Origin of the sequence: Streptomyces iranensis (genome assembly GCF_017874715.1) — a bacterium.
Lineage (GTDB): Bacteria > Actinomycetota > Actinomycetes > Streptomycetales > Streptomycetaceae > Streptomyces > Streptomyces iranensis.
In genome coordinates, this window is sequence record NZ_JAGGLR010000019.1 from 81402 (window position 1) to 94637 (window position 13236).

Below are 13236 nucleotides of genomic sequence, written 5' to 3' on the forward strand. Positions count from 1 at the left end.
GCCGAGGCGGAGAGATCTCCCTGTCTGAGGCGGGAGACCCGGTGGATCCGGTCCAAGAGCTTCAACATTCCCGTCTCCTCCGGGGCTTCGGTCGCGGATAGGCGCGCGGCCGTGGGTCACGGCGTACTGCGGTACTGACTTCCAAGCGTTGGTAAATGAATCGTAATGCCGAGTAAAGTCACTGGGAAGTCTTTTGGGGGAGAGTGGGTCGGTATTCCCCCTATGGGGTGAATAGTCATTTAAAACGCCTTGTCATCCTCTGTCTTTTTCTCCACCCATGCGAGGTTTGCTCCTATCCGGCGGATCTCCCGAGACAGAGCGCGACATGAGGAGCGAGGTGGCGGTATGAGGGCCAGAGGGGGCAGAAGGGTCAGGAGAAACGTCACTGCACTACTGGCCGCGGCGGTGGCGCTCTCCGCGCCGGTCGGTTGCTCAGAAGACTCCGCCCACACCCGTGGGCCGGGCGCTGCCGCGGGCTCGCGCCACGATCGGGACAGTCCCCAGAAGGGCCCGGGGGCACCGAAGCATCCGGACAAGGCCCCGAAGGCGGTCCGGCTCATCGGCGACGGATCGACCTCCGACACCGGCCCCCAGCCCCGACAGCCGAAGACCGAGCCGCTCGAACCTGGTGAGAAACCACCGCAGTTCGTCGTCTTCTCCTGGGACGGCGCCGGCCAGGACAAGCAGAAGCTGTTCTCCCACTTCCGCGCGGTCGGCAAGAAGTACGGCGCGACGATGACGTACTTCCTCAGCGGGGTGTACCTGCTGCCCGCGGAGAAGCGGTACCTCTACGATCCGCCCAAGCACCGGCGCGGCGCCTCGTCGATCGGCTTCAACGACGTCGAGGGCGTCAAGGCCACGGTGGAGCAGCTCCGCGGCGCCTGGCTCGACGGCAATGAGATCGGCACCCACTTCAACGGCCACTTCTGCGGACGCCGTCGCGGAGTCGGCACCTGGTCGGCGCGCCAGTGGACCAGCGAGATCCAGCAGGCCGAGTCGTTCGTCGAGAACTGGAAGACCAACGCGGGTCTGGAACACGAGAAGTCGCTTCCCTTCGACTACGACAAGGAGCTCGTCGGCGGTCGCGCGCCCTGTCTCCAGGGGCAGAAGAACCTGATCCGGGCGGCCGCAAAGCTGGGCTGGCGCTATGACGCGAGCTCACCTGGCGGGCTTCAGATCTGGCCCCGCGAGATCCATGGCATCTGGGACTTCCCGCTGCAGCAGATCCCGGTGCCGGGCCGCGCGTTCGAGACGCTCTCCATGGACTACAACTTCCTCGCCAACAAGCCGCGCAAGAAGAAGGGCAAGCGGCCCAAGCGCTCCACCTGGGGCCGTCCGATGCGCGACGGCATGCTCGCCGCCTTCGACCGGGCGTACGAGGGCAACCGGGCGCCGCTGTTCATCGGCAATCACTTCGAATCCTGGAACGGCGGAACGTATATGCGCGCCGTGGAGGACGTCATCAAGGAGGTCTGCCCGCGCAAGGGGGTCCGCTGCGTCTCCTTCAAGCAGCTGGCCGACTGGCTGGACGCGCAGAACCCCCGCGTCCTGGAGAAGCTGCGGGTGCTGGACGTCGGGATGCGGCCACCGGGTGGCTGGAAGAGCTATCTGGCCGCCGAGCGGGGGCGGACGTCCGATCGTGAAACGGCGCATGAGCGGACGTCCGGGCACCACACGCGGACGGCTAAGCGGGAGCGGGAGTAGCCGCCGAGCTCCCCTCCGGCGCGAACTCCCGCAGCCCGAAGGCGGGGTCGACCTGGGCGGCAAGGTCGGCACCCGTCCTGGCGTTCCCCCAGCTCTGCGCGTTCTTCAGGTGGAAGTGCACCATCTGACGGGTGTACCGCTGCCAGTCGCGCCGCTCGTACGAGGCGTCGACCGCGCCTTGCAGTGTCCGCAGTGCCTCGCGATTCGTCTCCTCCAGCTCCTCGAACCGGGGCGCGCGGCCCTTCTCCATCGCCCGGACCCAGTCGGAGTGCCCGAACGAGACCAGCAGGTCATCGCCCACCTCCGCCCGGAGGAAGTCCAGGTCGTCCGGGCCCTGCACCTTGTTGCCGACCACCCGGAGCGCCACATCGAAGTCGCGGGCGTACTCCTTGTACTGGCGGTAGACGGAGACGCCCTTACGCGTGGGCTCGGCCACCAGGAACGTCATGTCGAAGCGGGTGAAGAGGCCGGAGGCGAAGGAATCACTGCCCGCCGTCATGTCGACGACGATGAACTCGCCGCGCCCGTCGACCAGATGGTTCAGACAGAGCTCGATCGCGCCGACCTTGGAGTGGTAGCAGGCGACGCCGAGGTCGGATTCGGTGAAGGGGCCGGTCGCCATCAGCCGCACCGACCCGTTGTCGAGCGGCAGGGTGCGGGCGCAGGCCTGGTAGACGGGGTTGTCCTCGCCGATCCGCAGCAGCCGCGAGCCCTCACCCGGCGGGGTGGTCTTGATCATGGTCTCGGCGGAGGCGATCCGGGGGTTCGTACCGCGCAAGTAGTCCTTGATCAACGGGAGATGGGCGCCCATCGCGGGCAGTGCGGCGGCCTCCGTCTCGTCGAGTCCGAGCGCCACACCCAGATGCTGATTGATATCGGCGTCGACGGCGACGACGGGGGCGTGGGTGGCGGCGAGATGGCGGATGAACAGCGACGACAGCGTGGTCTTGCCGCTTCCACCTTTGCCTACGAAAGCGATCTTCATGTTCACCTAGCGTAGGTGAGTGATCCCGGACCATGAGGGATTTACGTGAAGAACACCACTCCAACGAGGGGCGCCCGGCGTGAGGTGCGTAGTGTCGTACTCATGAGTACGTCAGCTGATCCGCTCGCCGCTCTGGCCGCGCTGCCCGGCGTGACCGAGTCCGTGAACGCCGTACGGACGGCCGTGGACCGGGTCTATGGGCACCGGGTGATGCGCCGACGCAGCAATGAGGTCACCTCCGAGGCGGCGTTGCGCGGGGCGCGGGGCTCCGCCGCGCTGGCCGGTGCGGACTGGGCGCTGGAAGAGGTGCGCCGCCGCACCGACTTCGGGGCCGAGGGCGAGCCGCGCACGGTGGGGGCGGCGCTGCGGCTGACCGCCGAGGCGGGGCAGCTGCTGAGCATCTGGCGGCAGTCGCCGCTGCGGGTGCTGGCCCGGCTGCATCTGGTCGCGGCGGGCGGGGCGGAAGGCGACGAGAGGATCGGCCGCCCGCGGCAGTCGGGTGAGCCGGTGGACGAGCCGCTGATCGGGTCCGATCTGCCGCTGCCGGACGCGGACGAGGTCGCGGGGCGGCTCGATGGGCTGGCCCGGCTGCTGCTCGCGGGCAGCGAGGCTCCGGCGCTGGTGACGGCGGCGGTGGTGCATGGCGAACTGCTCGCCCTGCGGCCCTTTGTCTCCCGCAATGGTCTGGTGGCGCGCACGGCCGAGCGGATCGTGCTGGTCGGCAGTGGTCTCGATCCGAAGTCCATCTGCCCGGCCGAGGTGGGGTACGCGGAGCTGGGCGCCGCGTCGTACATGGCGGCGCTGGAGGGCTATGCGTCCGGGACGCCGGAGGGGATGGCGGTGTGGATCGCGCACTGCGGACGGGCGGTTGAGCTCGGGGTGCGGGAGTCCACGGCCGTCTGCGAGGCCCTGCAGCGCGGGGCGGCCTGACGCGGATGGATGTGGCCCGACGTCGGAGAGGCGCGGGCTGACGCGGGACGGGTGCGGTCTGACGTCGGACCAAGGCGGACCGGCCCCGGACAAGAGTTGCGGCGGTACCACGTGGGCACCGCCGCTGGCACATCTGCCGGGTTACCATGCGTGCAATCTCATTCGCCCATCAGGTCGGGAACTTCTGCCCGTCACCTGGTGCGGCTGGCCCGTAATCGACGGGTCGACGTCGCGTGGGTGCTCAGCATCTGTGCTCGGTCCGTGGGGCCTTGGCGTCTGGGGGTTTCCTCCCGGATACCCCTGGTCTCGCGGGCCGTCGATTCCTTTGTACTCCTGCGAGAGGCCAATCGGAACCCCTCACCGCAGATCTTTGCCGTTACCCCTAAATGCGGGCATAAAGGGCGCGGCGCCGGTTGGTGTACCACAGCAGCCCGGCGGTGGCGGCGGCCGCGCCGACGGCCGCCGCGACGGCGAGAACCGGGCGTGGTGGCATGGAGAGCGAGGGTCTGCGCTGCTTCAGCCGCACCGGGCGGTTGAACGAGAGCACCGGCCAGCCGCGCGCCGTCGCCTCGCGCCGCAGTGCCCGGTCCGGGTTGACCGTATGGGGGTGGCCGACCGCCTCCAGCATCGGGAGATCGGTCACCGAATCGCTGTAGGCGTAACAGCGCGACAAGTCGTAGCCCTCCGACTCCGCCAACTCGGCGATCGCCTCCGCCTTGGTCGGGCCATAGGCGTAGTACGCCACTTCTCCGGTGAACACTCCATCCTCGACCACCATGCGGGTGGCCACCACGCGGTCCGCGCCCAGGAGCTCGCCGATCGGCTCGACCACCTCCGCGCCGGAGGTGCTGACGATCACCACATCGCGGCCGGCGGTGTGATGCTCCTCGATGAGCGAGGCGGCCTCGTCGTAGATGATGGGGTCGATGAGGTCGTGCAGGGTCTCCGCGACGATCTCCTTGACCTGCTGGACATTCCATCCTCGGCAGAGCGCGGAGAGGTACTTGCGCATCCGCTCCATCTGCTCGTGATCGGCGCGGCCGGCGAGGAAGACAAACTGTGCATAGGCAGTACGCAGTGCGGCCCGGCGGTTGATCAGCCCACCCCGGTAGAAGGACTTGCTGAAGGTGAGAGTGCTTGACTTCGCAATGACCGTCTTGTCCAGGTCAAAGAAGGCAGCTGTCCGAGGCAAGGAGTGGTTTTCCACGACGCCGAGCATAGGGCCCACCATTCGGCGTAAGCTGAGGCGCGTGGGTTTGCCTGAGAAGGCTCTCGGGTACACCATGGAAGTCACGGATCGTTCGCGACCGTGCTAACCCGGCCCGACTCCTCCCCCCCCGAGTCGGCCGTGGGGACGACCCCCGCTCTCCCCCCCGGCGGGGGTCGTCGCATGTCCGGACGCATTTTCGGCGTTCTCATGAGATCTTGCTCCCCTCCCTCGGGCCCGTGCGGTCCCGCCTCGTCACAGCTTGAGTGGTAACCGTGCGTAATCGCTAGACTGCTCTCCGGAAGTCACTGGTTTAGGTGACTGGGATATTCACAACTGATGAGTTGTCCACGGTTTTGGACCAAGATCCCCAAGATTTCCTGGATCGCAGCACGGTGATTCTCCGCGATGCTCGCACTCGCTGTTCGCGGGAGTGAGAGCGCGTAACGGATATGGGAGGGGATCGTGACTGCATCCATCACACCGGAACGCCCTTCGGCGACCGAAGGACAGCGAAGCAGACCGCTCATCGTCACCGAGGACGAGGCGCTTCTCGATGATCTGCTGCGGCTGTGCGCGGCCGCCGGAGCGGAACCGGAAGTGGCGCATGGCGCGCTCACCCGCCGGGGCAGCTGGGAGGCCGCGCCGCTGATTCTGGTCGGCGACGACTCGGCCGCCCGGCTGTCGGACCGAGCCCGCAGACAAGGGGTGCTGCTCATCGGGCGCGATCTGGACGACCACGGCATCTGGCGGCGGGCGGTGGCGCTCGGCGCGGACAATGTGGCGTTCCTGCCCGATGCCGAGACCTGGCTGGTGGACCGGATCGCCGATGTCGCAGAAGGCGTGGGCCGGCAGGCCCTGACCGTCGGGGTCATCGGCGGCCGCGGCGGCGCGGGCGCCTCCACCCTCGCCTGCGCCCTGGCGGTCACCGCGGCCCGCTCCGGCCGGCGCACCATGCTGATCGATGCCGATCCGCTGGGCGGCGGGCTCGACGTACTGCTCGGTGGCGAGGGCGTGCAGGGGCTGAGATGGCCCGCCTTCGCCGAGTCGCGGGGGCGGGTCGCCGGAAGCGCCCTCGAGGAGTCCCTGCCCGAGCTGCACGCGCTGCGGGTGCTCAGCTGGGACCGCGGCGATTCGGTCGTCATCCCGCCGTCTGCGATGCGGGCGGTGCTGGCCGCGGCCCGACGGCGCGGCGGGGTCGTGGTGGTGGATCTGCCACGCCGCGTCGACGACGCGGCGGCCGAGGCGCTGTCCCAGATCGACCTCGGACTGCTGGTCGTCCCGGCGGAGCTGCGAGCGGTCGCGGCCGCTCACCGGGTGGCGTCCACGGTGGGCATGGTGCTGCGGGATCTCCGCGCGGTGGTGCGCGGCCCGTGTGGGCCGGAGCTCGGCGACGAGGAGATCGCGGAGCTGCTCGGGCTGCCGCTGGCCGGTCAGCTGCCACCGGAGCCCGGTATGGCGGACGCGTTCGAGGGCGGGGAACCCCCGGGCGGCAGCCCCCGTGGACCGCTCGGCCGGTTCTGCGCCGAGTTCTGGGCGCGCGCCCTCGCCGACGAGGGAGGTGTCACCGCATGAGCGCCGTATCGCCGGATCTGCTGGACGCGGTGCGGCTGCGGCTGGCCGGGAGCGGCGCGGAGCCGACACCCGCGATGGTGGCGTCGGCCCTGCGCGAGGAAGGGCGGCTGCTCGGCGACACCGAGGTGCTCGGGGTCGTGGAGGCGCTGCGCTCGGAGCTGGTCGGCTCCGGCCCTCTGGAGCCGCTGCTGGCCGCCCCGGATGTCACGGACGTCCTGGTCACCGCCCCCGACGAGGTGTGGGTGGACCGCGGCTCGGGGCTGGAGCGCACGGATGTCACCTTCGTGGACGCGGCCGCCGTACGCAGGCTCGCGCAGCGGCTCGCCGCGGTGGCCGGGCGGCGGCTGGACGACGCCCGGCCATGGGTGGACGCCCGGCTGCCGGACGGGACCCGGCTGCATGCGGTGCTCCCTCCGGTCGCGGTCGGCTCGACCTGCCTCTCGCTGCGGGTGGTGCGCCCCAGGGCGTTTTCCCTCGCGGAGCTGGAGGCGGCCGGGACGGTGCCGCCGGACGGCGCACGGCTGCTGCGGGCCATGCTGGAAGCCCGGCTGTCCTACCTGATCAGCGGCGGCACGGGCTCGGGCAAGACAACGCTGCTGAGCACCCTGCTGGGGCTGGTAGGCCCACGGGAGCGGATCGTCCTCGCCGAGGACTCGGCCGAGCTGCGGCCCGACCATCCGCATGTGGTCCGGCTGGAGACCCGCCCCGCCAACCAGGAGGGCCGGGGCCAGGTCACCCTGCGGGACCTGGTGCGGCAGGCGCTGCGCATGCGCCCCGACCGGCTGGTGGTCGGCGAGGTGAGAGGCGCCGAGGTCACGGACCTCCTGGGGGCGCTGAACACCGGTCATGAGGGTGGCTGCGGCACTGTCCACGCCAATACGGCGGCCGATGTGCCCGCGCGGCTGGAGGCGCTCGGTTCGACCGCCGGTCTGGACCGGGCCGCGCTCCACAGCCAGTTGGCGGCGGCGCTGTCGGTCGTGGTCCATCTGGTGCGCGACCGCGCCGGGCGGCGCAGGGTCGCCGAGCTGCATGTGCTGGACCGGGACCGGGCGGGCTTCGTCACGACCGTTCCCGCGGCCGTCTGGAGCCCCGAGGGCTTCGAGCGGGCGGCCGGCTGGCAGCGGCTCCAGCGGCTGTGTGCACGGGGCGGAGGCGCGGCATGACGGGCGCGGGAGCGGACCCGGGGGCGCTGACGCTCTGCGCCGCGACGCTGTGCGTGGGGGTGGCCTTATGGCTGCTCACCGGGCGGGACCGGGAGCTGCGCCGGGCCAGGCTGCTGTTGGCCGGCGGCGGACCCGTCGAGTCCGAGAGAGCCGACCCGGTGCGGCGGCTGTCCGAGACCGCCGCCTGGCTGCGGGAGCGCTGGCGGGTCAAGTACGGCGGGCGGATGGGGCGTGAGCTGCTGTGTCTGCCGGTCGGGTGTGTGATCGCACTGCTGGGCGCGTCGGTTCTGCCGCTGCTCGGGGCGGTGCTGGCCACTCCGGTCGTCGGCCGGTGGCTGCGGTCCCGGCGGGGCGAGCGGGACCGTGTGCGGCGCGCCGCCGGGGTGATCCAGCTCTGTGCCACCGTGGCGGGCGAGCTGCGGGCCGGGCGGCATCCCGGCGAGGCGCTGCTGGCGGTGGACCCGGGGCACCTGAGGGAGCGTTGGGGGCTGGTGACGGCCGCGGCGCGGTTCGGCGGGGATGTGCCGGACGCGTTGCGGAGGGTGGCCCGGCTGCCGGGCGCCGAGGGGCTGACCGGGGTCGCCGCCTGCTGGCAGGTGGCGGTCGACGAGGGAGCAGGGCTGGCGGCGGGCCTCGACCGGGTGGCGGCGGCGCTGCGCGCCGAGCGGGACCAGCGGGAGAGCCTGGACGCCAAGCTGGCGGGCGCCAAGGCCACCGCCCTCGGGCTGGCCGTACTGCCCATCGTCGGGCTGGTGCTGGGCGGCCTCATGGGCTCCGATCCGCTGCATGTGCTGCTGCATACCCCGGCCGGGCTGAGCTGTCTGCTGCTGGGCGGCCTGCTGGAGTGGGCGGGCCTGGTCTGGACCGGCCGGATGGTGCGAGCCGCGCGTGAGCCGGGGCGGCGGCGAGGGGATCCGCACCTCGGCCGAGGCCCAGCGGATCGCCGGAGTGGCCGATGAGCGCCGAGGTTGTCCACAGCCTGGGGATTTCGCTGTCCTTCCTGGCGGCGGCCCTGTGTACGGCGATGGCGATGGTCGAGGCCCGTCGGGAGCGAGGCGCCCGACGACGGCTGATGGCGCTGCTTCCGGGTGCGGAGGACGGGCGGCCGCGGCGGGCCCGGCCGTGGCGGCGGTGGCGCGCCGGGTCCGGCGCGGGCGCTCTGCCCGCCTGGGCCGCGCCGGGCGGCGCGCTGACGATCGCCGTCGTCCTCGTCGGAGGGCCGCCGGGGTGGGTGCTGGGTCTCGCCGCGGCCTGTGGCCTCTGGCGGTGGCAGCGGCACCGCCGGGCCACGGCTGGGCGGTCCGGCCCTGACCGGCACCTCGAAGCCTTCGCCGCGGGCCAGATTCCGCTGGCCGCCGATCTGCTGACGGCATGCCTGGCGGCCGGAGCGGGCCCGCGGAGGGCGGCTGAGGCGGTGGGAGGTTCGCTCGGCGGCCCGGTCGGCGAGCGGCTCGCCCGGACCGCGGCGGAGCTGCGGCTGGGCGGCGAACCGGCCCACGCGTGGGGGCGCATCGGAGCCCTGCCCGGAGCGCAGGGGCTGGCGCGCGCTCTGGAAAGCGCCGGGACAACGGGCGCTCCGGCGGTGGAGCCGGTCTCCCGGCTGGCGGCCGAATGCCGGGCCGAGCAAGGGCGGGAGGCGATGAGACGGGCCGACCGCACCGGTGTGCTGGTCAACGCGCCACTCGCGGGCTGCTTCCTCCCCGCGTTCCTGCTGGTCGGTCTGGCCCCGGTGATGATCGGGCTGGCCGGCGGCCTGATGGGCGACGGCCCCTGAGCACGGGCGGGACCACGGCGACAACACAGCGAACGACTGCCGCACCAACGACAGCGGCACGAGCGGCAGCGGCATCAACGACAGCGGCACGAGCGGCAGCTGCACGACAACAGCACGACGAACGACGACAGCACGACGAACGACAACACCGCGGTCGGTGACACCGCGGACAGGACAGGGGGCCGACATGGTGAAGCAGTGGTGGGCACGGCGGTACGCGGCGGCGCGGGTGGAGGCCGAGGCGGGCATGACCACCGCCGAGTACGCGATGGGGACGATCGCGGCATGCGGTTTCGCCGCGGTGCTCTACAAGGTGGTGACCAGCGGGGCCGTCAGCGGCGCGCTGCAGTCGGTCATCGGACGGGCGCTCGATGCGCAGTTCTGAGTCGCCGGGGACGGGGAAGCGGACGGGCTCGCGCGCCAGGAGCTGCGCGCGGGGCGTCCCGAGGGCCAGCGGCGTCCGGAGGGCCAGTGGCGCCCGGAGGGCCCGCGGCGGCGTCCCGATGGCCCTGTGTGCCCCCAGGACGGGCGCCCCGGGGGCCCGGGGCCCTGCGCGGGACAGCGGCTACGTAACGGCGGAGGCGGCCGTCGCGCTCCCGGTGCTGGCGCTGTTCGCCCTGATGCTGATCTGGGGGCTGATGGCCGCGTCCGCGCAGCTTCAGTGCGTGGACGCGGCCAGGGCCGGGGCGAGGGCGGCGGCGCGTTCGGAGCCGGAGGCGGACGCGATGGCCGCCGCCCGCTCGGCCGCCCCTGATGGGGCTCGGGTCGAGCTGTGGCGGGAGGGGGACCTGGTGCGGGTGCGGGTCCGGACCCACGCCGCCGGTCCCGGTCCGCTGGCGGTGGATCTGCGCGGAGAGGCCGCCGCGCTCGCCGAGGAGACGGTGGGCGCGGGCGACGCGATGGGCAGGGTCGGTGCGGGCGGTGCGGACGGCGTGGACGGTGCGGGCAGTGTGGACGGCGTGAGCGGTGCGGGCGGTGCGGCCCAGGAGGCGGCCCCGTGAGTCCGGGAGGCGGTCCCGTTAGGTGGGCGGACGACCGGGGGTCGGCCACCGTCTGGACCGCGCTGGCCGCGACGGCCCTGTGCGTGGTGTTCGCGACCGTGCTGGCGGCCGGGCAGGCCATGGTGGCGCGCCATCGGGCGGGCGGCGCCGCCGATCTGGCGGTGCTCGCGGCGGCGGACCACGGCCTGGAGGGGGCTCGTACGGCATGCGGTCTCGCCCGGCGGGTGGCCTCCGCCCAGGGGGCGCGCGTGGTGCGCTGTGCCCTGAGCGGTGAGATCGCGGATCTCACGGCGGAGGTGCGGACCGGCCCGTTCACCCTCCGCGTCCGGGCGCGGGCGGGGCCCGCGGGCACTTCCGTCACCGGACCGCCGTCCCCACCGGGCGGCGGAGAGCGGTCACTCGGCGGGAGGCGGCGGCTCCGGGGCGCCGGCGAGCAGGGTCGTCAGCAGGCGGATGGCGGCCTTCTTGTCCAGCGGGTCGTTGCCGTTGCCGCACTTGGGCGACTGGATGCAGGACGGGCATCCCGCCTCGCACTCGCAGACGGCGATCGCCTCGCGGGTGGCCGCCAGCCAGCGGGCGGCCGTGTGGAAGGCGCGCTCGGCGAAGCCCGCACCACCCGGGTGCCCGTCGTAGACGAAGACGGTGGGCAGCAGCGTGTCGGGGTGCAGCGGGATGGACACCCCGCCGATGTCCCAGCGGTCACAGGTGGCGAAGAGCGGCAGGATGCCGATCGAGGCGTGCTCGGCGGCGTGCAGGGCGCCGCCGAGGGCCTGGGGGTGCACCCGGGCCTCCTCGAGCTGGTCGTCGGTCACCGTCCACCACACCGCCCGGGTGCGCAGGGTGCGCGGCGGAAGGTCCAGCTTGGACTCGCCGAGGACCTCACCGGTGATCAGCTTGCGGCGCAGGAAGGAGACCACCTGGTTGGTGACCTCGACCGAGCCGAAGCACAGCCGCGCGTCCCCCCAGGGGATCTCGGTGGTGGTCTCCAGGATGGAGATCGCCGTGGTGTCGCGGGCCGTGGTCGAGTAGGGCGGAGTGGCCTCCTCCACCAGGGCGACCGAGTCGTCGAGGTCGAGCTGTTCGACGAGATAGCTCCGGCCCTGGTGGAGGTGGACGGCGCCCTCGTGGACGGTGGTGTGGGCCGCCGCAGCGTCCACGGTGCCCAGCAGCCGTCCGGTCGCCGCCTCCACGACCTGGACCGGGCTGCCGCCCGCCCCGCGGATGTCGGTGAGGTCGGCGGCGCGCTCACGGCGGGTCCAGTGCCAGGCCTTCGCCCGTCGGCGCAGCAGCTTGCGCTGCTCCAGCTGTGGCATCAGCTCCTCGGTGGCGGGCCCGAAGAGCTCCAGGTCGGGCTCGGTGAGCGGAAGCTCGGCCGCGGCCGCGCACAGGTGCGGCGCGAGGACGTAAGGGTTGTCCGGGTCCAGGACGGTGGACTCCACCGGTTGCCGGAAAAGGGCGTCCGGGTGGTGGACGAGGTAGGTGTCCAGCGGGTCGTCCCGGGCGACCAGGATCGCGAGGGCCCCCTCGCCGGTGCGCCCGGCTCGCCCCGCCTGCTGCCACAGGGAGGCGCGGGTGCCGGGATAGCCCGCCACGACCACGGCGTCCAGCCCGGCGATGTCCATCCCCAGCTCAAGGGCGGTGGTCGCGGCGAGCCCCAGCAGCTCACCGGAGTGCAGGGCCTTCTCCAGGGCGCGGCGCTCCTCGGGGAGATAGCCCCCGCGATAGGCGGCGATCCGGTCCGGCAGCGAGCGGTCCACCTCCGCGAGCCGCTCCTGGGCGATGAGCGCGATGAGCTCCGCGCCCCGCCGGGAGCGCACGAAGGTGACCGTACGGACGCCCTGGACGGCCAGGTCGGTGAGCAGGTCCGCGGACTCGGCCGTGGCCGTGCGCCGCACGGGGGCGCCCTGCTCGCCGTGGAGTTCGGTCAGCGGCGGCTCCCAGAGGGTGAAGACGACCTCGCCGCGGGGCGAGCCGTCCTCGGTGATCTCCGCCACCGGCACGCCGGTCAGCCGGCACGCGGCGACCGCCGGGTCGGAGGCGGTGGCGGAGGCGAGCAGGAACACGGGCGAGGAGCCGTAGCGGGCGCAGACGCGGCGCAGCCTGCGCAGCACCTGGGCCACATGGGAGCCGAAGACACCCCGGTAGGTGTGGCACTCGTCGATCACCACATAGCGCAGGGCGCGCAGGAAGGAGGACCATCTGGGGTGGCCGGGCAGGATGCCCCGGTGGAGCATGTCGGGGTTGGTGAGCACGTAGTTCGCGTACTGCCGGACCCACTCGCGCTCCTCGACCGGCGTGTCGCCGTCGTAGACCGCCGCCCGGATGCCGGTGCCCAGCGGGGCGGTGAGGGGGGCCAGCGCGCGGCGCTGGTCGGCGGCCAACGCCTTGGTGGGGGAGAGGTACAGGGCGGTCGCCCCCCGGCCGCTGGGCTCCTCCGAGCCGTCCAGCAGGGCGCTGAGGACGGGGGCCAGATAGGCGAGGGACTTGCCGGAGGCGGTTCCGGTGGCCACGACCACGGATTCGCCGCGCAGCGCGTGTTCGGCCGTGCGCGCCTGGTGGGCCCAGGGGCGCTCGATGCCGACCGCGCGAATGGCGTTGATCACCTCTGGCCGGATCGCCGAGGGCCAGTCGGCATGGGTTCCCGGGCGTGGGGGCAAGTGCTCCGTATGAGTGATGCGCGTACTCCGGCTCGCCCCGGTGCTCAGCCGACCGAGGACGGCCCGGGGTGAGGGGCGTATGCCCGCCTGCCGCGGGATTTGGTTGTCGGCCATCGACACCGAGTGTGTCACTGGTCTGACGGACAATGGTCTCAAGGCGTCGTGCACGCCTGCTGGTAAGTGATTGAATGCCATCGCGGCTGCCGATCCATGGGGGGCGACCGCTCGATGCAAGGTGCT

11 protein-coding genes and 1 pseudogene are annotated in these 13236 nt (G+C 72.4%); 9 read left to right on the forward strand and 3 right to left on the reverse strand.

What is annotated here, in order from left to right:
• Positions 1 to 345 precede the first annotated feature (345 nt).
• A complete protein-coding gene (locus J2Z30_RS31630; RefSeq protein ID WP_044573095.1) occupies positions 346 to 1704 on the forward strand; it encodes a polysaccharide deacetylase family protein in 1359 nt (452 codons plus the stop codon).
• On the opposite strand, the gene J2Z30_RS31635 is transcribed toward J2Z30_RS31630, so the two are convergent.
• Entirely contained in the window at positions 1685 to 2689 is a 1005-nt protein-coding gene (locus J2Z30_RS31635) for an ATP-binding protein (RefSeq protein ID WP_044573098.1), read from the reverse strand. The two genes, J2Z30_RS31630 and J2Z30_RS31635, sit on opposite strands and share 20 nt — an antisense overlap.
• Positions 2690 to 2791: 102 nt before the next feature.
• Here J2Z30_RS31635 and J2Z30_RS31640 point away from each other — a divergent pair, with 102 nt between their 5' ends.
• Positions 2792 to 3619: a Fic family protein gene (locus J2Z30_RS31640; protein WP_044573102.1), complete on the forward strand. Its 828-nt coding sequence runs from the start codon at positions 2792 to 2794 to the stop codon at positions 3617 to 3619.
• A 382-nt stretch (positions 3620 to 4001) separates the two neighbouring features.
• Here J2Z30_RS31640 and J2Z30_RS31645 read toward each other — a convergent pair whose 3' ends face one another.
• Positions 4002 to 4838: an HAD family hydrolase gene (locus J2Z30_RS31645; protein WP_044573104.1), complete on the reverse strand. Its 837-nt coding sequence runs from the start codon at positions 4836 to 4838 to the stop codon at positions 4002 to 4004.
• A 453-nt stretch (positions 4839 to 5291) separates the two neighbouring features.
• Between J2Z30_RS31645 and ssd the strand changes: the two genes are divergently transcribed.
• The 7 genes and pseudogenes from ssd to J2Z30_RS31680 form a co-directional block, all read left to right on the forward strand.
• Positions 5292 to 6401 (forward strand): septum site-determining protein Ssd, encoded by a 1110-nt coding sequence (ssd, locus tag J2Z30_RS31650; protein ID WP_044573106.1) that lies wholly within the window; start codon positions 5292 to 5294, stop codon positions 6399 to 6401.
• Positions 6398 to 7564: a TadA family conjugal transfer-associated ATPase gene (locus tag J2Z30_RS31655; protein WP_078956797.1), complete on the forward strand. Its 1167-nt coding sequence runs from the start codon at positions 6398 to 6400 to the stop codon at positions 7562 to 7564. Before ssd ends, J2Z30_RS31655 begins: the two co-directional genes overlap by 4 nt.
• Entirely contained in the window at positions 7561 to 8523 is a 963-nt protein-coding gene (locus tag J2Z30_RS31660) for a type II secretion system F family protein (protein ID WP_044573108.1), read from the forward strand. The genes J2Z30_RS31655 and J2Z30_RS31660 overlap by 4 nt, the downstream gene beginning before the upstream one ends.
• Entirely contained in the window at positions 8520 to 9338 is an 819-nt protein-coding gene (locus tag J2Z30_RS31665) for a type II secretion system F family protein (protein ID WP_044573110.1), read from the forward strand. The genes J2Z30_RS31660 and J2Z30_RS31665 overlap by 4 nt, the downstream gene beginning before the upstream one ends.
• Before the next feature lie 187 nt (positions 9339 to 9525).
• Positions 9526 to 9723 (forward strand): DUF4244 domain-containing protein, encoded by a 198-nt coding sequence (locus tag J2Z30_RS31670; RefSeq protein ID WP_044573113.1) that lies wholly within the window; start codon positions 9526 to 9528, stop codon positions 9721 to 9723.
• A 118-nt stretch (positions 9724 to 9841) separates the two neighbouring features.
• Positions 9842 to 10339: a TadE family type IV pilus minor pilin gene (locus tag J2Z30_RS31675; RefSeq protein ID WP_107073330.1), complete on the forward strand. Its 498-nt coding sequence runs from the start codon at positions 9842 to 9844 to the stop codon at positions 10337 to 10339.
• An 86-nt stretch (positions 10340 to 10425) separates the two neighbouring features.
• A pseudogene (locus J2Z30_RS31680) lies at positions 10426 to 10623 on the forward strand (Rv3654c family TadE-like protein); the annotation flags it as partial.
• 111 nt (positions 10624 to 10734) lie between these two features.
• On the opposite strand, the gene sftH reads toward J2Z30_RS31680, so the two are convergent.
• Positions 10735 to 13191 carry a DEAD/DEAH box helicase gene (sftH, locus tag J2Z30_RS31685; protein WP_078956798.1) on the reverse strand — a complete coding sequence of 819 codons (2457 nt, stop codon included), beginning with the start codon at positions 13189 to 13191 and terminating at the stop codon, positions 10735 to 10737.
• Positions 13192 to 13236: the final 45 nt, after the last annotated feature.

Bases quoted from the DNA above. Each gene is read 5' to 3' on its own strand.
- J2Z30_RS31630 (WP_044573095.1), top strand. From the start codon at position 346: ATGAGGGCCAGAGGGGGCAGAAGGGTCAGGAGAAACGTCACTGCACTA.
- J2Z30_RS31635 (WP_044573098.1), bottom strand. From the start codon at position 2,689: ATGAAGATCGCTTTCGTAGGCAAAGGTGGAAGCGGCAAGACCACGCTG.
- J2Z30_RS31640 (WP_044573102.1), top strand. From the start codon at position 2,792: ATGAGTACGTCAGCTGATCCGCTCGCCGCTCTGGCCGCGCTGCCCGGC.
- J2Z30_RS31645 (WP_044573104.1), bottom strand. From the start codon at position 4,838: ATGCTCGGCGTCGTGGAAAACCACTCCTTGCCTCGGACAGCTGCCTTC.
- J2Z30_RS31655 (WP_078956797.1), top strand. From the start codon at position 6,398: ATGAGCGCCGTATCGCCGGATCTGCTGGACGCGGTGCGGCTGCGGCTG.
- J2Z30_RS31660 (WP_044573108.1), top strand. From the start codon at position 7,561: ATGACGGGCGCGGGAGCGGACCCGGGGGCGCTGACGCTCTGCGCCGCG.
- J2Z30_RS31665 (WP_044573110.1), top strand. From the start codon at position 8,520: ATGAGCGCCGAGGTTGTCCACAGCCTGGGGATTTCGCTGTCCTTCCTG.
- J2Z30_RS31670 (WP_044573113.1), top strand. From the start codon at position 9,526: ATGGTGAAGCAGTGGTGGGCACGGCGGTACGCGGCGGCGCGGGTGGAG.
- J2Z30_RS31675 (WP_107073330.1), top strand. From the start codon at position 9,842: ATGGCCCTGTGTGCCCCCAGGACGGGCGCCCCGGGGGCCCGGGGCCCT.
- sftH (WP_078956798.1), bottom strand. From the start codon at position 13,191: ATGGCATTCAATCACTTACCAGCAGGCGTGCACGACGCCTTGAGACCA.